The following is a 22,548-nucleotide window of genomic DNA, read 5'->3' as shown; positions in this document are numbered from 1 at the left end:
CCGGTGGAACGACGGCCCACAACGGGGGGGCGACGGGCGCAGCCCGTGACGGCAGGGGCTTCAGGTGTGGGGGGTGGTCGGGGTGCGGGGGCCGACTCCCAGCTTCGCGAAGATGTGGTTCAGGTGCCGCGCCACCGTGTGCTCGCCGATCGCCAGCGCCCGCGCGACCTCCCCGTTCGTCCCTCCCGACGCGACGAGCCGCAGCACCTCCGCCTCCCGCGCGGTCAGCCCGCCGGCCAGCAGGGCGCCCGCCCGCCAGGCGTCCGGCACGGCCCCGAGCCGCTCGAACGCCGCCCGCGCCGCCTCCAGCTCCGGGCGGGCCGCCTCCTCGTCGCCCCTCGCCCGGTCGGCCGCCGCGAGCAGCATCCGCGCCCGCGCCGCCTCGTACGGCACGCGCAGCTCCAGCCAGCCGGCGAGCGCCCGGCGCAGCAGCCGCAGCGCGGGCTCCGGCCGGGCCTCCGCCAGGGCCACCGCGCCCCGCGCCGTGTCGGCCATCGCCCGGAGCAGCGGGACGTCCCCGGCCAGCACCTCCAGCTCCGCCGCCGCGCCCGCCGCCCCGGGGACGTCACGGACGGCGAGGGCCACCTCGGTGCGGGCGGCGAGCAGCCGGGCCCGGCCGAGGAGGTCGTGCCGGGAGCCGCTCCGCCAGGCCAGCGCCAGGTCGACGCCGGCCACCGCGGCCTCGGTCCGGCCCTGGGCGAGACGCAGCAGCGCGAGGCCCGGCTGCGGGATCCGGCCCAGTTCGTGGGCGTGCGCGTACGAGGCGGCGGCCTCCTCCAGGCGGCCCTGGCGCCGCTGGACGTCCCCGGCGGCGCAGTACGCGGCGGCCGCCGACTCCAGGTGGTCCACCGACACCTCCCGGCACGCCTGCCGGGCCTCCGCCTCCGCGAGCGCCCACGCCCCGAGGAGGTCGAGCACCGCGACCCGGTGCGCCCGGCACACGCCCCGGAAGGGGTTCTCGCCGGAGGGCGCGGCGCCCAGCGGCCGGGGCTCGGTCCCGGCCCCGCCCCGGGTGCGCGCGGGCGTGCCCTCCGTGCGGTCGGGGCGGCGGCCCGTCCACGGCGGGGCGCACCACTCCATCGCAGCGTTCGTCCATTCCACGGCGCGGGCGAGGTCCGCGGACTCCATGCACCGGGCGACGACCAGGCAGTACAGCAAGCCCGTGGACATGCCGCTCGGTTCGCCCGCCGTCACCGCGCGCATCGCCTCGTCCAGGTGGGCCAGGGCCTCGGCGCGGCGGCCCCGGGCGAGGAGCGCCGCGGCGGTGGCCTGGTGGGCGAGGGCCCGCAGGTCGGCGCTGCCGGCACGGACGGCGAGGCGGGTCATGCGGTCGGTCGCCGCGAGGGCCGCCGCGTGGTCGCCGCGCGCGGTGGCCTCCTCGGCGTCCGTCCAGGCGAGGAAGCAGTGCTCGGGGCCGGGCGGCAGGCCCTCCAGGTGGTGCCGGGCGCGGTGCAGCCAGCCGGCCGCGGCCGCGGGCCGCCCGAGGTCGGCGTACTCGTGGTGGAGCCACCACGCGGCGAGACCGGCGCCCCGGTGGTCGTGGGCCGCGACGTACGCGGCGTGCGCCCGCAGCCGGGCGGCGACGGACTCGTCGACGTGTCCGGACCACCAGGCCGCGTCGGAGAGCACGTCGAGGTCGTCGGCGGTCAGGGCGCGCGTGGGGTGCCGGTCGGCCTCGCGCAGCAGCGCGTACGCCTCGGCCCAGGCCTCCCGGACCGCCGCGGATCGCGCCCGCTCGACGGCGGGGGTCTGCTCGACGGGGACGGCCATCGCCGCTCACTTCCCTTCCCGGTCCCTCCAGGGTAGGGGCGCGGGTGCCCCCGGGCCCGGCGACCGGGGCTCCGGGAGGAAACGGCCGGGCCCCCACCGGTCGCGTACCGGTGGGGGCCCGGGAGACCGGGTCGGGTCCGTCAGCCGAGCTCGACGCCGGACGCGCGGAGCATGTCCTCGCGCTCGACGATCTTCACGCGCTCACGGCCCTGCGCCTCGCCGAGGGCCTTCTCGGCGGCGTCCAGGGCGTACCAGCCCTCCCAGGTCGTGTACGTGACGCCCTTGCCCTCCAGGAAGGACACGACCGCGTCCTCCTCCGGGGTGGCCGGCGTGAGCAGGCGCCCGTTCGCGAAGTCGTCCAGGAGGTTCGCCACGGTCTCGTTGGCGTCGCCCTTGGTGTGGCCGATGAGGCCGACGGGACCGCGCCGGATCCAGCCGGTGCAGTAGGTGGAGGCCATGTGCGCGCCGGTCTCCTCGACGACGCGGCCGCCCTCGTCCGGGATGGTGCCGGAGACGGCGTCCCAGGGGAGCTTGGGCAGCTCGTCGGAGAGGTAGCCGACGGCGCGGTACACGGCCTGGACGTCCCAGTCGGTGGTGGCGCCGGTGCCCTTGACGTTGCCGGTGCCGTCGAGCTCGGTGCGCTCGGTGCGCAGGCCGACGACCCGGCCGTCCTCGCCGAGGATCTCGACGGGGGACTCGAAGAAGTGGAGGAAGAGCTTGTGCGGGCGGTCGCCGACGTCGCGGATCGCCCAGTTCTCCAGGGTCTTGGCGACCATGTCGGTCTGCTTGTTCTTGCGGCGCTCGGCGATCGAGCCCTCGTCGTAGTCGATGTCCTCGGGGTTGACGATGACCTCGATGTTCGGCGAGTGGTCGAGCTCGCGCAGTTCCATGGGGCTGAACTTCGCCTGCGCGGGGCCGCGGCGGCCGAAGACGTGGATCTCGACGGCCTTGTTGGCCTTGAGGCCGTCGTGGACGTTCGCCGGGATCTCGGTCGGGAGGAGCTCGTCCGCCGTCTTGGCGAGGATACGGGCGATGTCGAGCGCCACGTTGCCGACGCCGAGGACGGCGACCTTCTCGGCCTCCAGGGGCCAGGTGCGCGGCACGTCCGGGTGGCCGTCGTACCAGGAGGCGAAGTCGGCGGCGCCGTACGAGCCGTCCAGCTCGACGCCCGGGACGCGGAGCTCGCGGTCGAACATGGCGCCGGTGGAGAAGACCACCGCGTCGTAGAAGGAGCGCAGGTCGTCGAGGTGGACGTCGGTGCCGTAGTTCACGTTGCCGAAGAGGCGGACCTGCGGCTTGTCGAGGACCTGGTGGAGGGCGGTGATGATGCCCTTGATGCGGGGGTGGTCGGGGGCGACGCCGTAGCGGATCAGGCCGAAGGGCGCGGGCATCCGCTCGAAGAGGTCGATCGACACGCCCGGCTCGGCGGCGGCCTCGGACTTCAGCAGCGCATCGGCGGCGTAGATTCCGGCGGGGCCGGCGCCGACGATCGCGACCCGGAGGGGGCGGGGCATGACGGGGTTTCCCTTCGCAAGCGACGTGGCGGCGAGGCCGCCGACACTTAGGCCACCCTAAATAACCCCGTGCGCGGGGAGGTACCCGCCCCCGGTCTATGGCCTCATAAGAGGGACTTATGACTTCCATAAGCAGGACTAGGCCGTGCCGGAGATCATCCCGGGGTCCACGAACGCGGTGACGGTCAGTGCGATCAGGCCCGCGAAGCCCAGCAGCGTGAAGAGGGCGAGGAACAGTCCGAGGGCGAACTCGCCGCGCCGGAACAGGGCGGCCCTCGGGAGGACGACGTCCGCCGGGTCGGCGGGATCGTAGCTGACCTTGACGGCGATGCCGCCCGCCCAGGTGAACACGTGGCGGATCCGGCCCGCGGGGTCCGTGTAGAGGTACGTCCCGGGCCGCTCCGGGACCTCGGCGGCGAAGGTCGTGATGCCGTGCCGGACCAGACGCCACTCGCGGTACCAGCCGGCCAGCGCGTTCGCGCCGACGGCCAGGGCCGCCGTCAGGACGAGCCCTCCGGGGACGAGGCCGATCATGGCGACCGGCTGCCCGGCGACGGCGACGAGCACGCACAGGACGACGACCAGGCCGAAGGCGCCGGCCGACAGCCACAGCACGCGCCGCAGCTTCCTCGCCCGTCGGCTCAGGGGGAGCGCGCGCGTCTCGACGAGCCGGGTCCCGTCGGCCGTGGTGTCCCGGCCCGCCGCCCCGGGCAGGGCGGCGTTCACGGTGTCCGCGAACAGGGCGCCCGCCGCCTCGCTCGCCCCGGCGACCCGGTGCGCGTACCGGGTCTCTCCCGCCGGGGCCGTCAGTTCGACCGTGACCGACCGCCCCTCGGCCCGTATCCGCTCGATCGCCGCCAGCGGGATGCGGGCCTCCTCGTGCGGGGTGCTCAGGAGCACCGCGCCGCCGTCGAGCCGGAGGGAGGTCTTCCTGGAGCCCTGGACGACGGGCGTGGAGGGGGTGATCGACATGGACGGGATGGTAGGGGCAGGACCTGGTTCACGGGAGGGGTGCCGCCCGGGGATCGGGCGGCCCGTCCGTCGCCCTCGGCCGACGGCCCGCGCGAGGACTCACTTCGGCTTGAAGAGGATCTTCTCCGGAGGGAGCGTCATCCTCACGGTGTCGGTGTCGGTGATCTCGACGATCCGCTGAAGCCCGATCTGCTCCTTCGGCTTGGCCTGCGTCAGGTCGAGGAACTTGTCGGCGGCCCCTGCCAGGTAGGCGGGGAAGGCGTCGAGTGCGGTGTTGCCGAGCGAGAAGTACTCCTTCAGGCGGCGGAAGAGCTTGGGGAGGACCACCACGTCGTCGGTGATCGACCGCATCCCGGTGATCTTCGCCCCGGTGAGGGTCACGTCGCCGAACGCGTCGGCCGTGGTGTTCCAGATGCCCGCGCCGATTCCCTCCTGCGCCTCCGCCTTGCCGTCGGCCAGCGCGTCGCGCAGGACGGGGGGCAGTCCCTGGTAGAACGTCGGATACGCCAGACCCAGGCGGAGCAGGTGGTAGTTGGCCGTCCTCTCCTTCAGGAGCCTCACCGACACGTCCAGCTCGTAGCCGCTGGCCCCCGGCGGGTCCCCCGCGCAGGCGAACGCCACGCAGCGGCCGAAGACGTCGGCGCCGTTGGTGAGGATGAAGCCCGGGACCGATTCCGGGGTCGCCGAGATCATGTCGTGCGGATGACGGGGGTCGGGGGTGCGCCGGATGTCGCGGAAGCCGAGAGAAGTCAGCAGCGCGTTCGTGGCCTCGTCGCCGAACTTGGCCGGCTGGCGCTTCTCGTCCCCGTAGTTCCCCGTGTAGTGGGTCTCCAGTGCGTCGATGCCTTCGAGCCGGATGTCGACGTGACCGTCGCGCTCCGGCTGCGGCTTCTCGCAGCCCCGGACGAGCTTCCACTCGCCCACGTAGTCCGGGATGAAGGGGACGGTGTCCCCGTCGGGGGCCGTACGGCCCGAGAGATGGAAGGATCCCTTGATCAGCAGCATGGGCATGGTGGCTCCCACGGCGGGGTGCGTGCGGCAGGGAAGGGAACCGGTTCTCCTCCTTCCATGCTGCGACCGCGCAGGGCGGAGCGCCATCGGGGAGGGGTTGGGGGCAGGAGCCGCGGCGACGGCGGACGGACACCGGACGACGAGAACCACGGGCGGTTGGGGTGGTCACCCCTTCAGGCCGCTGACGAAGGCGGACCAGGCGGCGACGGCCACGACCAGGACGGGGCCGTCGCGGACCGTGCCGTCCCGGGTCGAGTCGTACGGTGACTTGTCGATGAGTTCGCGCCACGTTCGTTCGAAAATACCGCCGGTTTGTAGGACTTCGTCGATTCGCCGCGCCACATCCAGCTGCGGCTTTCGAATTCCCTGCTCGAACGGGCCGATGTGCGCCCCGGATGCGAACACCCGTCTGTCCAGTTCGTCCTGCGAGAGTTTCGCCGCCTCCCGGCGTTCCTTCGGCAACTCGCCGAAGAACTCCCACGCGTCCTGCTGCTTGCTTCCGGCCATGGATGAACTTCCCAAACCTAAGACGCAGTTGTACGGCCTGCGCGTCTGCCGATTCTACGGATCTGCCCTCACCCTGGAGAGGCGAAGCGGGAAATGGATTCAGAAAGGCATACGTTGGTGAGGGAAGACATCATGAAGGCGACCACAGGGACAGTCGGAACCGCACAAGAGGCGGTGGCGGAATTGCGCGAGGCCCTTGCGAGGGCGGGAATCACGCTCCCCTCGCTCGGGCTCGACGTCGTCACGCTCGCGGCGGAGCCCCCGCGGCCGCTCGTGGAATTGGGATGCTGCACGGTGGAAACGGCCCGGCTCCTCGCCGCCGCCGTACTGCCGAGGGAGGAGGGTCGCTCATGACGCTGCCCATCGGGTCGTACGTCGTCGAGATCCGTACCGGACGGGTCGGGAGGCTCATGGGGCGCGAGGGCCCTTACGTCCAGGTCCGCCCGCTGGGGGGCGGCCGGGAGTGGGACGTGGAGCCGGAGGGGGTGCGGGAGGCCACCTCGGGGGAGCGGCTGAGCGCGGCCACGGCGCACGTCAACGCCCGGAGCCGGGGCGAGGTGCCGTGAGCCCGTCCGGGTGAACACGGTCCGTTGGTCCATCCGCCGCGCCCGCGCTGCACGTGCCGTACCGCCCCGGTTACGTGGTTGCCGCGAACCGGTTCCGGTTCGCCGACCACGAAGGGAGACCAGGTGTTCGGCATGGTGGGACGAGGCCGGGGCGCGAGACCGGCGTACCGGCTGGCGGCGGTGTCCGCGGCGACGGGGGCGCTGCTGGCGGGGGGACTCACGGGGGCGAAGGCCGCCGGGCCGGAGGGGCGGTACATCGTCGTCCTCGACGACTCGGCGCGCGGCCGGGTCGACTCGGTCGAGCAGGCGCACGGCCGGGACCACGGGGTGCGGGTGGGCCTCCGGTACCGGCACGCGCTGGTCGGGTACTCGGCGGTGGTGCCGGAGTCCCAGGTGGCCGCGCTGCGGGCGGATCCGAACGTGAGGACGGTCGCTCCCGACCTGCCCGTGCGCGCCACCGAGCAGGTGCTGCCGACCGGGGTGGACCGGATCCAGGCCGACGCGAGCAGCGCGCTCTCCGGGAACGGGGCGGGGGCCGTCGACACGGCGGTCGCGATCCTCGACACCGGGATCGACACCGGGCACCGCGACCTCGACGTGGCCGGCGGCTACAACTGCATGAACCCCGCGCGGCCCACCGCCTACCGGGACGACAACGGCCACGGCACCCACGTGGCCGGCACCGTCGCCGCCCGGGACGACGGCGACGACGTCGTCGGGGTCGTGCCCGGCGCCCGGCTGTACGCGGTGAAGGTGCTCGACGCCGGAGGCCGGGGATCCACCTCCAACATCGTCTGCGGGCTCGACTGGCTGGCGCGGAACGCCGCCGCGCTCGGCATCGAGGTCGCGAACATGAGCCTCGGCGGCGACGGCGACGACGACGGGAACTGCGGGCTCGGCAACGCCGACCCGTGGCACCAGGCGGTCTGCCGCGTGGTCGACGCCGGCGTCACGATGGTGGTCGCCGCCGGCAACGACGCCGACGACGTGGCCGCCCACCGGCCCGCCGCCTATGACGAGGTCCTCACCGTGACCGCCGCGGCCGACTTCGACGGACGGCCCGGCGCCGCCGCCGCCCCGACCTGCCGGACCGACGAGGACGACACCGCGGCGAACTTCTCCAGCTTCGCCGTCAGCGCCGCGGACGCCGCCCACACCATCGCCGGTCCGGGCGTGTGCATCCTGTCCACGCGCTCCCTCGGCGGCACGACCGTCCTCTCCGGCACCTCCATGGCCTCCCCGCACGTGGCCGGTGCGGCCGCGCTGTGCCTCACCGGGCCGTGTGCGGGCATGACCCCCGCCCAGGTGGCCGACAGGCTCCGCTCCGACGCGGCGGCCCGGCCCGCCCCGTACGGCTTCGCGGGCGACCCGAACGCCCCCGTCGCCGGACGCTTCTACGGACACCTCGTCCACGCCGGCGGCTACTGAGCCGCGTCCCGCCCACGGGGGAGCCCCGGGTACCGGCCCGGGGCTCCGTCGGCGTGCGCGAGAATGGGGGCATGAGTCTGTTCCGCGACGACGGCATCGTGCTGCGCACCCAGAAGCTGGGCGAAGCGGACCGCATCATCACGCTCCTCACGCGCGGTCACGGCCGCGTACGCGCCGTCGCGCGCGGCGTGCGCCGGACGAAGTCGAAGTTCGGCGCACGCCTCGAACCCTTCTCGCACGTGGACGTGCAGTTCTTCGCCCGGGGGAGTGAGCTGGTCGGACGCGGCCTGCCGCTGTGCACGCAGAGCGAGACCATCGCCGCGTACGGCGGCGGGATCGTCACCGACTACGCCCGGTACACCGCCGGCACGGCCATGCTGGAGACGGCGGAGCGGTTCACCGACCACGAGGGCGAGCCCGCCGTGCAGCAGTACCTGCTGCTCGTCGGCGGCCTGCGGACGCTCGCCCGGGGCGAGCACGCGCCCCACCTCGTCCTGGACGCCTTCCTGCTCCGCTCCCTCGCCGTGAACGGCTACGCGCCCAGCTTCGAGGACTGCGCGAAATGCGGACTCCACGGGCCGAACCGTTTCTTTTCGGTCGCGGCGGGCGGGGTCACATGCGGCGACTGCCGGGTGCCCGGAAGCGTCGTACCCTCTGCGGAGGCCATCGGCCTGCTCAGCGCGCTGCTCACCGGAGACTGGGCGACGGCGGACGCGTGCGAGCCGCGTCACGTCAGGGAGGGCAGCGGGCTCGTGTCCGCCTATCTGCACTGGCACCTGGAGCGCGGCCTGCGCTCCCTGCGGTACGTAGAGAAAAGCTAGGAGAGACCACTCATGGCCATCGCACGACTCCTCGGGCGCCAGCGTCGGGAGTACAGGACCCCCGAGCCGCACCCGTCCGGCGCACGCCCGCCGAAGCTCCAGACCGAGCTGGTCCCGGAGCACGTCGCGATCGTCATGGACGGCAACGGCCGCTGGGCCAAGGAGCGCGGCCTGCCGCGCACCGAGGGGCACAAGGTCGGCGCCGAGCAGGTGCTCGACGTCCTCCAGGGTGCGATCGAGATGGGCGTGGGGGCGATCTCGCTGTACGCCTTCTCCACCGAGAACTGGAAGCGTTCGCCCGAGGAGGTGCGCTTCCTGATGAACTTCAACCGCGACTTCATCCGCAAGACGCGTGACCAGCTCGACGAGCTCGGCATCCGCGTGCGCTGGGTGGGCCGGATGCCCAAGCTGTGGAAGTCGGTCGCCAAGGAGCTCCAGGTCGCCCAGGAGCAGACCAAGGACAACACGAAGCTGACGCTGTACTTCTGCATGAACTACGGCGGTCGCGCGGAGCTCACGGACGCGGCGCAGGCGATGGCCGAGGACGTGAGGGCGGGGCGTCTCGACCCGGCGAAGATCACCGAGAAGACCATCCAGAAGTACCTCTACTACCCGGACATGCCGGACGTGGACCTGTTCCTGCGGCCCAGCGGCGAGCAGCGCACCTCCAACTACCTGATCTGGCAGAGCGCGTACGCCGAGATGGTCTTCCAGGACGTGCTGTGGCCCGACTTCGACCGCCGCGACCTGTGGCGCGCGTGCATCGAGTACGCCCAGCGCGACCGTCGCTTCGGCGGCGTCGACCCGGCCGACCTGGCCGTCCTCGACAAGGCCTGAGCCGGTGGTGGGGGAGCGACTGGAGCTCGTCTACTCGGCCGAGTCCGCCGAGGTGGGGGAAGCGGTACGGGTCCGGCTGCGGTCGACCCGCTGGTGGCCGCTGTTCCGGTGGACCACCCGCGGTGTCTGCGCCCTGGCCGTCCCGGTCGCCGCCGTGGCCCTGTGGCAGGGCGACGTCCTGGTGACCGTCAGGCTCGTGTTCCTCGGCGCGGTGGCCGTGGCCTGCGCCGAGCTGGTGCCGTGGGCCACCGCCCGGAGCCTCTTCCGGCTGATCGGCACCCAGGGCGAGGTCCGGGCCGTGGTGGACGAGGACGGCGGACGGTGGGTCTCCCGGGACACCGACACGGCGATCCGGTGGGCGCTGCTGACCCGGTACGCGGAGACGCCCCGGCTCTTCGTGCTCTTCACGGACAGCGGCTCCGGCACGGGCTTCGCGTACCTGCCCAAGCGGGGGCTCGCCGGTCCGGCCGACGAGGAGCGGCTGCGGGCCGTCCTGGACCGGAACGCCGCCCGGGTCTGAGACGCACGGGGGGCCCGCGCCGAATCGCTTCGGCGCGGGCCCCTCGTATGTCAGGTCACTTCTCGGCGCACTCCGCGCACGTGCCGAAGATCTCGACCGTGTGCGCCACGTTCACGAAGCCGTGCTCCGACGCGATCGTCTCGGCCCACTGCTCCACCATCGGGCCCTCCACCTCCACGGCCTTGCCGCAGACGCGGCAGACCAGGTGGTGGTGGTGGTCGCCGGTCGAGCAGCGGCGGTAGACCGTCTCGCCGTCGCTGGTGCGCAGCGCGTCCACCTCGCCCGCGTCCGCGAGGGACTGGAGCGTGCGGTAGACGGTGGTGAGGCCGACGGAGTCGCCGCGGTGCTTGAGCATGTCGTGCAGCTCCTGGGCGCTGCGGAACTCGTCCACCTCGTTCAGTGCCGCCGACACGGCGGCCCGCTGCTTGGTCGAGCGGCCGCGTACGGGGGGTCCTGCCGTCGCCACGGGGGCCTCCTTGGATGCTTGTCTGCCCCGCCATTCTGCCAGCCCCCCGTGCCCCCGGGACCGGTCGCGGATCAGACCTTCACGTCGTCCGCGGGCCGCCGGGTGGCCGGAACCTTCGCGTCGCAGTCCCGCGCGGCCGCTTCCGCCGCCCGGGCCCGCCGCTTGGCGAGCGGGGTGGCGAGCAGGGTCAGGACGACGAAGATCCCGATCGCGTACAGGACGATCGTCGCGCCGGGCGGCGCCTCCACGTAGTACGTGGTGACCGTGCCGGACAGGGCCACGACGACGCCGATGACGACCGCGCCCACGAAGGTCGCGCGGAAGGACTTCGACAGCTGCTGGGCCGCCGCGACCGGCACCACCATCAGCGCGCTGACCAGGAGCAGGCCCACGACCCGCATGGCGACCGTGACGGTCACGGCGGCGGTGACGGCGACCAGCAGGTTCAGGGCGCGCACCGGCAGGCCGGTGACGCGGGCGAACTCCTCGTCCTGGCTGACGGCGAAGAGCTGCCGGCGCAGGCCGACCGTGACGAGGACCACGAAGGCCGCCAGGATCGAGATCGCGGTGAGGTCCTCGGGCGCGACCGTGGAGAGCGAACCGAAGAGGTACGAGGTGAGGTTGGCGTTGGAGCCGGTCGGCGAGAGGTTGATCAGCAGGACGCCGCCGGCCATGCCGCCGTAGAAGAGCAGCGCGAGCGTGAGGTCGCCGCGGGTCTTGCCGTACGCCCGGATCAGCTCCATCGCCACGGAGCCGGCGACGGCGACGAGGGTCGCCGTCCAGACCGGGCTGGAGTTCAGCAGGAAGCCGAGGCCGACGCCGGTCATGGCGACGTGCCCGATGCCGTCGCCCATCAGCGCCTGGCGGCGCTGGACGAGGTAGACGCCGACGGCGGGCGCGGTGACGCCGACGAGGAGGGCGGCGAGGAGCGCCCGCTGCATGAAGGCCGGTTCGAGGAAGTCCATGGTCAGGTCAGCAGTCCCGTGCGGAGCGGCTCGTCGGCCGCGTGCGGATGAACGTGGTCGTGGCCGGGCAGGGCGTGCTGGCCGAGGGCCTCCGGCGGCGGGCCGTCGTGGACGACGCAGCCGTCGCGCAGGACGACCGCGCGGTCGATGAGGGGCTCCAGGGGGCCCAGTTCGTGCAGGACGAGGAGGACGGAGGTGCCGCCGGCGACCTGCCCGCGCAGGGTCGCGGCGAGGACCTCCTGGCTCGCGAGGTCCACGCCGGCCATCGGCTCGTCCATGATGAGGAGTTCGGGCTCGGAGGCGAGCGCGCGGGCGATCAGCACCCGCTGGTGCTGGCCGCCGGAGAGCGCGGAGACCGAGTCGGCGGCGCGGTCGGCGAGGCCGACGAGCTCGATGGCCCGCTCGACGGCGGCCCGGTCGGCCTTCGTCAGCCAGCCGAACTTCCGGCGGGAGAGCCGGCCGGAGGAGACGACCTCGCGGATGGTGGCGGGGACGCCGCCGGCGGCGGTGGTGCGCTGCGGCACGTAGCCGACGCGGGCCCAGTCGCGGAACCGCTTCCGCTCGGTGCCGAACAGCTCGATCGTGCCGCCGGTCAGCGGGACCTGGCCGATGATCGAGCGGACGGCGGTGGACTTGCCGGAGCCGTTGGCGCCGAGCAGCGCGACGACCTCGCCGGGGCGGACGGTGAGGTCGACGCCCCGCAGGACGGGGCGGGCGCCGAGGGCGGCCGTGGCTCCGCGGACGGAGACGACGGGCTGGTCGTCGTTCATGAGCGGCCTCTCTACTCGGCGCCGAGCGCGGTCTTCAGCGCGGCCAGGTTCGACCGCATGACCTCGATGTAGTCGCGGCCCTCGGACTTGTCGGTGATGCCTTCGAGGGGGTCGAGGACGTCGGTCCGCAGCCCGGTGTCGCCGGCGAGGGTCTTCGCGGTCCTGTCGCTCGCGAGGGTCTCGAAGAAGACGGTGGAGACCTTGTCCTTCGCCGCGATGTCCTGGAGCTCCTTGATGCGGGCGGGGCTCGGCTCGGACTCGGGGTCGACGCCGGTGATGCCCTCCTGCTCCAGGCCGTACCGCTCGGCGAGGTAGCCGAAGGCGGAGTGGGTGGTGATGAAGGTCTTCGTGGCGGTGTTCCTCAGACCCGTCTCGAACGCGGTGTTCAGGTCGTCGAGCTTCTTCACCAGGGCTTCGGTGTTCTTCTCGTAGTCGGCGGCGTGGTCGGGGTCCGCCTTCTCCAGGGCGCTGCCGACGCCCTTGGCGACCTCGGCGTACTTCACGGGGTCGAGCCAGACGTGGGGGTCGGCACCGGCCTCGGACCCGTGGGCCTCTTCGCCCTCGTGGTCGTGGCCGACCTCGGTGCCGTGCTCCTCGAACGCGGTGAGGGCGGCGGCGTCGATCGTGTGCTTCACGCCGGCCTGGGCGACGGCGTCGTCGACGGCGGGCTGGATGCCCTTGAGGTAGAGGACGACGTCGGCCTCGCCGAGCTCGCCGATCTGCCGCGGCTTGAGCTCCAGGTCGTGGGGTTCGACGCCGGGCCTGGTGAGCGTGTTCACGGCGACGTGGTCGCCGCCTATCTGCTCGGCCAGGTACTGCATCGGGTAGAACGACGCCACCACGTCCAGCTTGCCGCCGTTCCCCTTGTCCGCTGCGCCGGAGGTCCCGGAGCAGGCGGAGAGGGAGACGACGCCGAGCGCGAGGGCTCCGGCGAGGGCGAGGGCGGGTATCGGGCAGCGTACGTTCATGACAGTCATTTTCAACAAAGATGGAAACGGTTGTCAATTGCCCTGCCTGTGTCCCGGGCCACCGGGCCCCGGAGCGGAACCGATTTGATACGGGGGGCGTGCGCGCCGGTAACCTGTGGCATTCGCACTTCGTCGTCGTAATGAAGAGAGCACCGTGGCCGCCGACAAGATCGACACCATCGTCAGCCTGAGCAAGCGCCGTGGCTTCGTTTTCCCCTGCAGTGAGATCTACGGCGGTCAGCGCGCCGCCTGGGACTACGGACACCTGGGCGTCGAGCTCAAGGAGAACATCAAGCGCCAGTGGTGGCGTTACATGGTCACCTCGCGCGAGGACGTCGTCGGCATCGACTCGTCGGTCATCCTGGCCACCGAGGTCTGGGAGGCCTCCGGTCACGTCGCCACCTTCACCGACCCGCTGACCGAGTGCACCTCCTGCCACAAGCGCTTCCGCGCCGACCACCTGGAGGAGGCGTACGAGGAGAAGCACGGCCGTCTCCCCGAGAGCCTCACCGAGCTCAACTGCCCCAACTGCGGCAACAAGGGCACCTTCACCGAGCCCAAGCAGTTCTCCGGCCTGCTCTCCACGCACCTCGGCCCGACCCAGGACACCGGCTCCGTCGCGTACCTGCGTCCCGAGACCGCCCAGGGCATCTTCACCAACTTCGCCCAGGTGCAGACCACCTCGCGCAAGAAGCCCCCGTTCGGCATCGCGCAGATGGGCAAGTCCTTCCGGAACGAGATCACTCCGGGCAACTTCATCTTCCGCACGCGCGAGTTCGAGCAGATGGAGATGGAGTTCTTCGTCAAGCCGGGCGAGGACGAGCAGTGGCAGGAGTACTGGATGGAGCAGCGCTGGAACTGGTACACCGGCCTGGGTCTCCGTGAGGAGAACATGCGCTGGTTCGAGCACCCGCAGGAGAAGCTCTCCCACTACTCCAAGCGCACCGCCGACATCGAGTACCGCTTCTCCTTCGGCGGCAGCGAGTGGGGCGAGCTGGAGGGCGTCGCCAACCGCACCGACTACGACCTGACCGCGCACTCCAAGGCCTCCGGCGCCGGCCTCACGTACCTGGACCAGGAGTCCAACGAGCGCTACACGCCGTACGTCATCGAGCCCGCGGCCGGTGTCGGCCGCACGATGCTGGCCTTCCTGCTCGACGCGTACGTCGAGGACGAGGCCCCGAACGCCAAGGGCGTCATGGAGAAGCGCACCGTGCTGCGCCTCGATCACCGCCTGGCCCCGGTCAAGGTCGCGGTCCTCCCGCTCTCCCGCAACGCGCAGCTCTCCCCGAAGGCCAAGGGCCTCGCGGCGGACCTGCGCCAGAACTGGAACATCGAGTTCGACGACGCCGGCGCCATCGGCCGCCGCTACCGCCGTCAGGACGAGATCGGCACCCCGTTCTGCGTGACCGTCGACTTCGACACCCTCGAGGACAACGCGGTGACCGTGCGCGAGCGCGACACCATGAAGCAGGAGCGCGTCTCCCTCGACCAGATCCAGGGCTACCTGGGCAGCCGTCTGCTGGGCTGCTGAACCTGATCGCGCGCACGGGAAGGCCCCCGGTTCCGTCTCGGAACCGGGGGCCTTCCCGTCGTCGTGCCCCTTGCCGTCAGGCGGTCGCGGCGGCAGCGGCGGCGGCCGCCTCCGCCTCGGCCTGGCGGCGGGCCCCCTCCGCCGCGCGGCGCTTGCCGAACCAGGCCGTCCAGACGCCGAGGGCGCCCAGGACCCCGTAGATCATGACCGGGCTGAGCGTGACCATGGTCTTCGTCGGCAGCGCGTACGCGAGGGCGATGCGGACCAGCGCCTCCGTCACGTACGCCACGCCCCACACCAGCGTCATGGTGCGCATGGTGGAGCGGAAGCCCTCGTACTGCCACATGCCGTTCCACCAGGCCGTGCTCGCCGGGGTCCCGTCGGTCGCGAACTTGCGGCCGAAGTAGAACATCAGCGGGCGCGGGGCGAGCAGCGTCCCCAGGCAGAGCAGACCGAACAGTCCCGTGACCGACGAGTCCTTGATCAGGAGCGCCCGGGCGGTGTGGGCGCCGACCAGCGAGACCACGGCCGTGATCACCAGGAACACCAGGGTGACCATGGCGAACTCGTCGATCTTGCGCCGCCAGGCGGCCATGATCGCGGTGTCGAGGACCGGCCACGCGCTGCTGAGGAGCAGGGCGGAGAACTCGGACCAGCCGTGGTCCTCCGTCAGCGTGTTGTACGTGACGATCGGCGCGACGACGTTGAGGCCGATGGTGAGGACCCGCCCGATCGCGGAGGCCCCGCCTGATCGGGCCGGCTTGGCGGGTGTGGACATGGCTCCCCCTGGGTGCTTTCACGGTCGTGCGGTCGCGGTGCGGGAGAACGCTAGTCATGTACCGGACAGGGAAGGGGAAACTCCAAGCCAAATGATCTTCAAAACACCATGCGCTCGGGGTTTTCAGGGTGCTTCGGGCGGGTGGTTCCTCAGGCCCGCAGTGCCCGCTGCACCAGGGAGACGACCGCCGTGAACGCGTCCTCGGCGCCCGGAGCCGACCACTCGGCGGCGTGCGCCGGGTTGTGGAAGCGGTCCGTGGCGTGGAAGACCGCGCGCGCCGTGGTCGCGAAGTCCCGCTCCGGCGCCGCGAACAGGCCGTCGCGGTGCCCGTCCTCCAGGATGCGGGCGATCTGCTCGACGAGGTGCTCCTCGTGCCGGTCGACCACCGCGCTGTTCTCGCCGATCAGCACCTGGAAGGTGGCCATCAGCTCCGGATCGCCGCCCGCCTTCCTGCGCTTCAGGCCGAACAGGGCCGTGAGCCAGCCGGTCAGCCGCTCGTCCGCCGGGCCTCCGGCCTCGACGTGCGGCACGAGGGCGACGATCGTCCGCTCCAGCCACCGCTCGGTGACCGCCTCGCGCAGCGCCGCCTTGGTGCGGAAGTGGCGGTAGACGCTGCCGTGGCTGACGCCGAGGACCCGGGCCACGTCGACGACGGTCGCCTTCGCCGGGCCGTAGCGCCGGAGCACCTCCTCGGTGGCTTCGAGGATGCGCTCTGCGGTCAGGGTCTCGGTGGCGGCCATGGGACGACAGTACCCGTCAGCGCTCGCTGTCCAGGTGGGCCATCTGGGCCTCCGGGTAACGGGCGCCGACCGCCGAGCCCGCCGGGACGGCCTCCTCGATCGCGGCCAGGTCGGCGGCGTCGAGCGTGACGTCCAGGGCGCCGAGCGCCTCCGCGAGCCGGTCGCGACGGCGGGCGCCGACGAGGGGCACGACGTCCTGGCCCTGGGCCAGGACCCAGGCGATCGCGGTCTGCGCGACCGTGACGCCCTTGGCCTCGGCGACCGCGCGCAGCCGCTCCACCAGGTCCAGGTTCCGGCCGAGGTTCTCGCCCTGGAAGCGCGGGGACGTTCCGCGGAAGTCGCCGGGTCCGAGCTTCCGGTCCCGGGTGAAGTGGCCGCTGATCAGACCGCGGGAGAGGACTCCGTACGCGGTGATGCCGATGCCCAGCTCGCGGGCGGTCGGCAGGATCTCCTCCTCGATGGACCGGGAGATCAGGCTGTACTCGATCTGGAGGTCCGCGATCGGGGCGACGGCCGCCGCCCGGCGGAGGGTGTCGGCGCCGACCTCGGAGAGGCCGATGTGCCGGACGTGTCCCGCCTCGACCAGCTCGGCGATGGCGCCGACCGTCTCCTCGATCGGCACGTCCGGGTCGACGCGGGCGATCCGGTAGACGTCGACGTGGTCGGTGCCGAGGCGCTGGAGCGAGTACGCCGCGAAGTTCCTCACGGCGGCCGGACGGCCGTCGTAGCCGGTGAAGCCGCCCTCGACCGTGCGCAGGGCGCCGAACTTCACGCTGGTCAGCGCCCGCTCGCGGGCGGCGGCCGGCGCCGTCCGCAGGGCCTCGCCGATGAGCAGCTCGTTGTGGCCCATCCCGTAGAAGTCGCCGGTGTCGAGCAGGGTGACGCCGGCGTCCAGGGCCGCGTGGATCGTCGCGATCGACTCCGCGCGGTCGCTCTCTCCGTACAGGGCGGACATGCCCATGCAGCCGAGACCGAGCGCGGAGACGGTGGGGCCGGTGGCGCCGAGCGCACGGGTGGGGACGGCGTTTCCCGATGCCGGGGTCTTCTGTGCCGGGTTCTCCTGTGCCGAATTCTTCTGTGCCGGGGTCTTCTGTGTCGTGGTCATGGAACGACCATGACATGACCGATGACAGATTTCAATATCTGTCACTCCATTCTTCACTTCACGGTGCGCGGCAGGCGAAGGCCCAGCAGCAGCGTCAGCGCCACCACGCCCAGCTGGACCAGGAGCGTCGTCCGCAGCGCCGTCCCCATCTCCGCCGGTGAGGAGGCCAACGAGAGGAAGAGCGAGCCCAGCGTCGCCACGCCCAGCGTCAGCGCCGACTGCTGCGTGGTCACCATGACCCCGCTGCCCACGCCCGCCCGCTCCGACGGCACCTCGGAGAGCACCACCCGGAACAGCACCGGCAGCTGGAGCCCCTGGCCGAGACCGGCCACCGCCATCCCCGGCGCCAGGTCCCCGACCGACAGCCCCTGCCAGTCGTGCCCCACCGACCACGCGACGGCGGCCACGCCCAGCCCCTGGAGCAGGGCCCCCACCGGCACGACCCGGGTGCCCCAGCGCCGTACCAGCCGCGGCCCCGCCAGCGAGGCGCCGAAGAACGCGAGCGCCATCGGCACGAGCGCCGTGCCCGAGGCCACCGCGCCCATCTCCAGGCCCTGCTGGAGCGCCACCGCGATCACGAACATGAAGCCGCTGAAGCCCAGCGACAGCGGCAGCACCACCATGAGCCCGCGCCGCAGCGGCACCAGGGCGAGCAGGCTCGGCGGGACCAGCGGCACGGCGCCCCGGCGGTCCGCCCGCCGCTCCACCCACCAGAAGGCCCCGGCCGCGAGCGGGAACACCGCGAGCGACACCCAGGTCCACAGCGGCCAGCCCGCCGCCCGGCCCTCCGTCAGCGGCGCGAGCAGGGTGAGCAGCGCCAGCGCGAGGAGCAGCGTGCCCGGCACGTCCACCGGCGCCGGACGGACCGAGCGGGTCTCCGGCACGGCACGGGCGGCGAGGACCAGGCCCGCGACCGCCACCGGCACGTTCACCAGGAACACCGCACGCCAGCCGGAGCCCGCGATGTCGGCGGTCACGAGCACCCCGCCCAGGATCTGGCCGCCCGCCATCGCGAGACCGGCCGTCGCCCCGTACAGGCTCAGCGCCCGCGCCCGGCGCGGCCCCTCCGTCGAGGAGTGGATGGTCGCGAGCACCTGCGGCAGCATCAGCGCCGCCGCCGCGCCCTGGGCCACCCGCGCCGCGACCAGGGTCCAGGCGTCCGGGGCGAGCCCGCAGGCGAGCGAGGTCACTCCGAAGGCGGCCATGCCGGCGAGGAAGAGGCGCCGGCGGCCGAAGAGGTCGCCGAGCCGCCCGCCGAGGACGAGCAGCACCGAGTACGCCAGGCCGTACCCGGCGACGACCAGCTCCAGGAGCGCCGGGCCCGCGGCCAGGTCGTGGTCGATGGACGGCAGGGCGACGTTGACGATGAAGAAGTCGACGAGGGGGAGCGCGGCGCCGAGGAGGACGGTGAACAGGCCGAGGGCGCCGAGCGCCGCGGGCGGCGCCTGGTGGGCGGCCGGGGCCGCGGTGCGGACGGAAACGGAAGGGGAGGGAGTCACGAGGCCGAGTCTCCGCCTCCGCTCAGCCTGGTACCAGAGTGTCTTTATCCTGGTACAACCACTACCCGGAAACCGGCTGACCGCGCCGGCACCCTGGAGGCATGACCGTCATGGCGACGAGCGGACCCGAGGCACCGAGCGACAACGAGGTGCGGCGCCACGAGCTCGCCGCCTTCCTGCGCAGCAGGCGCGAGCGCATCACCCCCGAGCAGGTCGGCCTGCCCCGGGGCCGGCGCCGCCGCACCCCCGGCCTGCGCCGCGAGGAGGTCGCGCACCTCTCCGCCGTCGGCGTCACCTGGTACACCTGGCTCGAACAGGCCCGCGCCATCCAGGTCTCCCCGCAGGTCCTGGACGCCCTCTCCGAAGCCCTGCTGCTCGACCCGACCGAGCGCAGCCACCTCTTCGCCCTGGCCGGACACGCCGACCCGCACCCGGAGGCGGCCTGCCCGGTCGTCACGCCCGCCCTGCGGCGCCTGCTCGACCAGCTGGAGCCCGTGCCCGCCGCCGTCCAGAACAGCCGCTACGACTTCCTCGCCCACAACCGCACCTTCGGGCAGCTCTTCTGCGACCTGGACGCGCTGCCCCGCGAGGACCGCAACTCCCTCTGGCTGGCCTTCACCAACGAGGACTTCCGGGCCTCCGTCACCGACCTGCCGGAGGTCATGCGCGCGCTCGCCGGGAAGCTCCGCGCCGCCATGGCCGAGCACCTGGCCGAACCGGCCTGGAAGGAGCTCGTACGCCGTCTCGAAGAGGCCTCGCCCGAGTTCCGGGAGCTCTGGGCCCGGCACGAGGTCGTCTCCTCCGGCAGCCGCGTGAAGATCATCCGCAACAGGCACGTCGGGCTGCTCGGCTTCGAGCACACCAACCTCTGGCTCGGCCCGAACGCCGGCACCCACCTCGTCACGTACGTCCCCGTGGACGACGCCACCCAGGCCGGGGTCGCCCGCCTGCTCGATCTGGTGGTCCGGGAGCGGGAGGCCCGGGGCGAGAAGGTCCTGGCCGTGGTTTGAGGGGGGAGAGTCGGATCCGAGACCTCGGATCCCGGATCAGGACGCGGGCGCCCTCGCCGCAGCCTGCGGCCCGCCCTCCGGCCGCGGCTCCTCCTCCGGCGCCAGGCACCGGGCCGTCCGCTCCGCCGTGCGCCGGGCCCACGGCCCGCTGGTCAGCGCCCCGACCGCCAGGACGGCGAGTCCGCAGCCCGTGATGATCCAGTAGCCGGGACGGGCCGCCGCCACGAACGCGTCCGCGTGCGGCACGGCGCCGATCCCCGCCGCCAGGACGGTGCCGATCACCGCGACCCCCAGCGTCTGCCCGACCTGGCGGCTCGTCGAGGCCACCGCCGCCGCCACTCCGGCCTGCGCGCGGGGCATCCCGGAGACGGCGGTGTTCGTGATCGGCGCGTTCACCAGGCCGAAGCCGATGCCGAAGACCACGTATCCGGTGAGGAGCAGCACGTCGCTCGTCTCGGCGGCGAAGGCCGCGAAGAGCAGCGGCCCGGCCGCCATCGCCGCGCCCGCGAGCAGCAGCGAGGGGCGCGGCCCCCGCACCGCCGTGAGGCGCCCCGACAGCGGGGCGAAGACGAAGGTCATGCCGGCCATCGGCAGCATCCAGAGCCCGGCGGACAGCGGGGAGAGCCCGCGCACGTCCTGGAGGTACAGCGTGTTCAGGAAGAGGAAGCCGCCGAGCGAGGCGAAGGCGCAGACCGCGATGACGGTGGCCCCGCTGAACGGCGCGCTGCGGAAGAACCGCAGGTCGATCAGGGGCTCGCGGCGCCGGGGCTCGTAGAGGAGGAGACCGGTGAGCGCGACGGCCGCGATCCCGGCGGAGAGCGGGTCGGTCTCGATGATCGCGTACGTGAGCGAGCCGAGGAGCACGGTCACCAGGAGCTGCCCGACGGGGTCGGGGCGCCGGGGCCGGGGCGCGCGGGACTCGGGGACGTACCGCAGGGTCAGGAGCAGGGCGAGGAGGGCGACCGGCAGGTTCACCCAGAAGATCGCCCGCCAGCCGACCGACTGGACGAGCACACCGCCCACCAGCGGTCCGGCGGCCATGGAGACGCCGACGACCCCGCCCCACACCCCGATGGCACGCGCGCGTGCCGCAGGCTCCGTGAAGGTGTTGGTGATGATCGACATGGCGACCGGGTTCAGCATCGAGCCGCCCACGGCCTGGACCGCGCGGAAGGCGATCAGGGCCTCCAGGTTCGGCGCGAGGGAGCAGAGCAGCGAGCCGAGCGCGAAGACGGCCAGGCCCGTGACGAAGACCTTGCGGCGGCCGATCCGGTCGGCGGTGGAGCCGGCGAGCATCAGCAGGGAGGCGAGGACCAGGGTGTAGGCGTCGATCACCCACTGCATGCCGGCGACGGTGGCGCCGAGGTCGCGCCGCATGGCGGGCAGGGCGACGTTGAGCGCGGTGTTGTCCAGGCTGACGATCAGCAGGCTCATGCAGCAGATCGCGAGGACGACGAGGCGGCGACCGCGTGTGAGCTCGGGCATGTGCGGATCGTACGGCTGTCTAAGAAACCCCGCAGTGCGGGACAATGGCCGAATGACCGCGTTCACCCCCCTCGCCATCGGCCCGCACATCGTGCAGCCCCCGGTGGTGCTCGCCCCCATGGCCGGCATCACCAACGCCCCCTTCCGTACCCTCTGCCGCGAGTTCAGCGGCGGCAAGGGGCTGTTCGTGAGCGAGATGATCACGACGCGCGCCCTGGTCGAGCGCAACGAGAAGACGATGCAGCTCATCCGCTTCGACGAGACGGAGAAGCCGCGCTCGATCCAGCTGTACGGAGTCGACCCGGTGACGGTCGGCAAGGCCGTGCGGATGATCGTCGACGAGGACCTGGCCGACCACATCGACCTGAACTTCGGCTGCCCCGTCCCCAAGGTGACGCGCAAGGGCGGCGGCTCGGCCCTGCCCTACAAGCGGCCGCTGCTGCGGGCGATCCTGAACGAGGCCGTGGCCAACGCGGGCGACCTGCCGGTCACGATGAAGATGCGCAAGGGCATCGACGACGACCACATCACCTATCTCGACGCCGGCCGGATCGCGGTCGAGGAGGGCGTCACGGCGATCGCCCTGCACGGGCGGACCGCGGCGCAGCACTACGGCGGCACGGCCGACTGGGACGCGATCGCGCGCCTGAAGGAGCACGTGCCGGAGATCCCGGTGCTCGGCAACGGCGACATCTGGTCGGCCGACGACGCCCTGCGGATGATGCGCGAGACGGGCTGCGACGGCGTCGTCGTGGGCCGCGGCTGCCTGGGCCGCCCCTGGCTCTTCGGGGACCTGGTGGCGGGCTTCGAGGGCACGGGGGCGTACGCGCAGCCGGGGCTCCGGGAGGTCGCGGACGCGATGGTGCGGCACGCGCGGCTGCTCGGCGAGTGGCTCGGCGACGAGGCACGCGGTGTCATCGACTTCCGCAAGCACGTGGCCTGGTACCTGAAGGGCTTCGCGGTGGGCTCCGAGATGCGCAAGAAGCTCGCGATCACCTCCTCCCTGGACGAGCTGCGCGCTCAGTTGAGCGAGCTCGACCTGGACCAGCCGTGGCCGGTGGGCGCGGACGGCCCTCGGGGCCGTACGTCCGGAAACAACCGTGTCGTCCTGCCGGACGGCTGGCTGAAGGACCCGTACGACTGTGCCGGGGTGAGTGAGGACGCCGAGCTGGACACGTCCGGCGGCTGAGATCCGGCCCCTCTCGGGGGAGTGATCCTCGCCACCCTTGAGGGGGGTTGCGCTCAGATGAGCGAAACGAGGGCAGCTGTACAGCCTGAAGGG

At 72.6% G+C, this 22,548-nt stretch carries 21 protein-coding genes and 1 pseudogene; 8 read left to right on the top strand and 14 right to left on the bottom strand.

Annotated features, from left to right (window positions below):
* Positions 1-60: 60 nt before the first annotated feature.
* From ACZ66Z_RS08485 to ACZ66Z_RS08465, 5 genes and pseudogenes are all read right to left on the bottom strand, one after another.
* Positions 61-1,770, bottom strand: coding sequence for a LuxR C-terminal-related transcriptional regulator (locus ACZ66Z_RS08485; protein WP_469933240.1), 1,710 nt, complete (start codon positions 1,768-1,770; stop codon positions 61-63).
* A 140-nt stretch (positions 1,771-1,910) separates the two neighbouring features.
* Positions 1,911-3,284, bottom strand: coding sequence for an FAD-dependent oxidoreductase (locus ACZ66Z_RS08480; RefSeq protein ID WP_469933239.1), 1,374 nt, complete (start codon positions 3,282-3,284; stop codon positions 1,911-1,913).
* Positions 3,285-3,422: 138 nt separating this feature from the next.
* Positions 3,423-4,256 (bottom strand): hypothetical protein, encoded by an 834-nt coding sequence (locus ACZ66Z_RS08475; protein ID WP_469933238.1) that lies wholly within the window; start codon positions 4,254-4,256, stop codon positions 3,423-3,425.
* Between the two features lie 99 nt (positions 4,257-4,355).
* A complete protein-coding gene (locus ACZ66Z_RS08470) occupies positions 4,356-5,267 on the bottom strand; it encodes a nuclease (protein WP_469933237.1) in 912 nt (303 codons plus the stop codon).
* 258 nt (positions 5,268-5,525) lie between these two features.
* Positions 5,526-5,774 (bottom strand): annotated as a pseudogene (locus tag ACZ66Z_RS08465) (helix-turn-helix domain-containing protein); the annotation flags it as partial.
* A gap of 350 nt (positions 5,775-6,124) precedes the next feature.
* On the opposite strand from ACZ66Z_RS08465, the gene ACZ66Z_RS08460 reads away from it, so the two are divergent.
* The 5 genes from ACZ66Z_RS08460 (at position 6,125) to ACZ66Z_RS08440 (ending at position 9,946) form a co-directional block, all read left to right on the top strand.
* On the top strand, positions 6,125-6,340 hold the full coding sequence (locus ACZ66Z_RS08460; protein ID WP_469933236.1) for a hypothetical protein: 216 nt from the start codon (positions 6,125-6,127) through the stop codon (positions 6,338-6,340).
* A gap of 132 nt (positions 6,341-6,472) precedes the next feature.
* The gene (locus ACZ66Z_RS08455) at positions 6,473-7,768 is read left to right on the top strand and encodes a S8 family serine peptidase (protein WP_469933235.1); all 1,296 of its coding nucleotides are present in this window, start codon (positions 6,473-6,475) and stop codon (positions 7,766-7,768) included.
* Positions 7,769-7,839: 71 nt separating this feature from the next.
* Positions 7,840-8,589 (top strand): DNA repair protein RecO, encoded by a 750-nt coding sequence (gene recO, locus ACZ66Z_RS08450; RefSeq protein ID WP_469933234.1) that lies wholly within the window; start codon positions 7,840-7,842, stop codon positions 8,587-8,589.
* A gap of 12 nt (positions 8,590-8,601) precedes the next feature.
* A complete protein-coding gene (locus tag ACZ66Z_RS08445; protein WP_469933233.1) occupies positions 8,602-9,426 on the top strand; it encodes an isoprenyl transferase in 825 nt (274 codons plus the stop codon).
* Positions 9,427-9,430: 4 nt separating this feature from the next.
* A complete protein-coding gene (locus ACZ66Z_RS08440; protein ID WP_469933232.1) occupies positions 9,431-9,946 on the top strand; it encodes a YcxB family protein in 516 nt (171 codons plus the stop codon).
* 55 nt (positions 9,947-10,001) lie between these two features.
* Here the strand turns inward: ACZ66Z_RS08440 and ACZ66Z_RS08435 are convergent, their stop codons facing one another.
* From ACZ66Z_RS08435 to ACZ66Z_RS08420, 4 genes are all read right to left on the bottom strand, one after another.
* On the bottom strand, positions 10,002-10,412 hold the full coding sequence (locus ACZ66Z_RS08435) for a Fur family transcriptional regulator (RefSeq protein WP_093876193.1): 411 nt from the start codon (positions 10,410-10,412) through the stop codon (positions 10,002-10,004).
* Positions 10,413-10,483: 71 nt separating this feature from the next.
* The gene (locus tag ACZ66Z_RS08430; protein ID WP_469933231.1) at positions 10,484-11,377 is read right to left on the bottom strand and encodes a metal ABC transporter permease; all 894 of its coding nucleotides are present in this window, start codon (positions 11,375-11,377) and stop codon (positions 10,484-10,486) included.
* Between the two features lie 2 nt (positions 11,378-11,379).
* Positions 11,380-12,147, bottom strand: a complete 768-nt coding sequence (locus ACZ66Z_RS08425; protein ID WP_469933230.1) for a metal ABC transporter ATP-binding protein — start codon at positions 12,145-12,147, stop codon at positions 11,380-11,382.
* 11 nt (positions 12,148-12,158) lie between these two features.
* The gene (locus ACZ66Z_RS08420) at positions 12,159-13,115 is read right to left on the bottom strand and encodes a metal ABC transporter substrate-binding protein (RefSeq protein ID WP_469933229.1); all 957 of its coding nucleotides are present in this window, start codon (positions 13,113-13,115) and stop codon (positions 12,159-12,161) included.
* Positions 13,116-13,269: 154 nt separating this feature from the next.
* Here ACZ66Z_RS08420 and ACZ66Z_RS08415 point away from each other — a divergent pair, with 154 nt between their 5' ends.
* The gene (locus tag ACZ66Z_RS08415; protein ID WP_469933228.1) at positions 13,270-14,649 is read left to right on the top strand and encodes a glycine--tRNA ligase; all 1,380 of its coding nucleotides are present in this window, start codon (positions 13,270-13,272) and stop codon (positions 14,647-14,649) included.
* 76 nt (positions 14,650-14,725) lie between these two features.
* Here the strand turns inward: ACZ66Z_RS08415 and ACZ66Z_RS08410 are convergent, their stop codons facing one another.
* From ACZ66Z_RS08410 to ACZ66Z_RS08395, 4 genes are all read right to left on the bottom strand, one after another.
* Positions 14,726-15,427 carry a VC0807 family protein gene (locus ACZ66Z_RS08410; RefSeq protein ID WP_469933227.1) on the bottom strand — a complete coding sequence of 234 codons (702 nt, stop codon included), beginning with the start codon at positions 15,425-15,427 and terminating at the stop codon, positions 14,726-14,728.
* Between the two features lie 149 nt (positions 15,428-15,576).
* Positions 15,577-16,167, bottom strand: a complete 591-nt coding sequence (locus tag ACZ66Z_RS08405) for a TetR/AcrR family transcriptional regulator (RefSeq protein WP_469933226.1) — start codon at positions 16,165-16,167, stop codon at positions 15,577-15,579.
* 16 nt (positions 16,168-16,183) lie between these two features.
* A complete protein-coding gene (locus tag ACZ66Z_RS08400) occupies positions 16,184-17,272 on the bottom strand; it encodes an aldo/keto reductase (protein WP_469933225.1) in 1,089 nt (362 codons plus the stop codon).
* A 53-nt stretch (positions 17,273-17,325) separates the two neighbouring features.
* Positions 17,326-18,771 carry an MFS transporter gene (locus tag ACZ66Z_RS08395; protein ID WP_469933224.1) on the bottom strand — a complete coding sequence of 482 codons (1,446 nt, stop codon included), beginning with the start codon at positions 18,769-18,771 and terminating at the stop codon, positions 17,326-17,328.
* Positions 18,772-18,872: 101 nt separating this feature from the next.
* Between ACZ66Z_RS08395 and ACZ66Z_RS08390 the strand changes: the two genes are divergently transcribed.
* Positions 18,873-19,781, top strand: coding sequence for a helix-turn-helix transcriptional regulator (locus ACZ66Z_RS08390; RefSeq protein ID WP_469933223.1), 909 nt, complete (start codon positions 18,873-18,875; stop codon positions 19,779-19,781).
* Positions 19,782-19,817: 36 nt separating this feature from the next.
* On the opposite strand, the gene ACZ66Z_RS08385 is transcribed toward ACZ66Z_RS08390, so the two are convergent.
* A complete protein-coding gene (locus tag ACZ66Z_RS08385) occupies positions 19,818-21,266 on the bottom strand; it encodes an MFS transporter (protein WP_469933222.1) in 1,449 nt (482 codons plus the stop codon).
* Positions 21,267-21,318: 52 nt separating this feature from the next.
* Here ACZ66Z_RS08385 and dusB point away from each other — a divergent pair, with 52 nt between their 5' ends.
* On the top strand, positions 21,319-22,455 hold the full coding sequence (gene dusB, locus ACZ66Z_RS08380) for a tRNA dihydrouridine synthase DusB (protein ID WP_469933221.1): 1,137 nt from the start codon (positions 21,319-21,321) through the stop codon (positions 22,453-22,455).
* Positions 22,456-22,548 lie beyond the last annotated feature (93 nt).

The sequence above is a fragment of the Streptomyces sp. NPDC107498 genome, assembly GCF_055582805.1.
The sequence above is the reverse complement of the archived record's forward strand: the minus strand, read 5'-3'. Positions and strand labels throughout refer to the sequence as shown.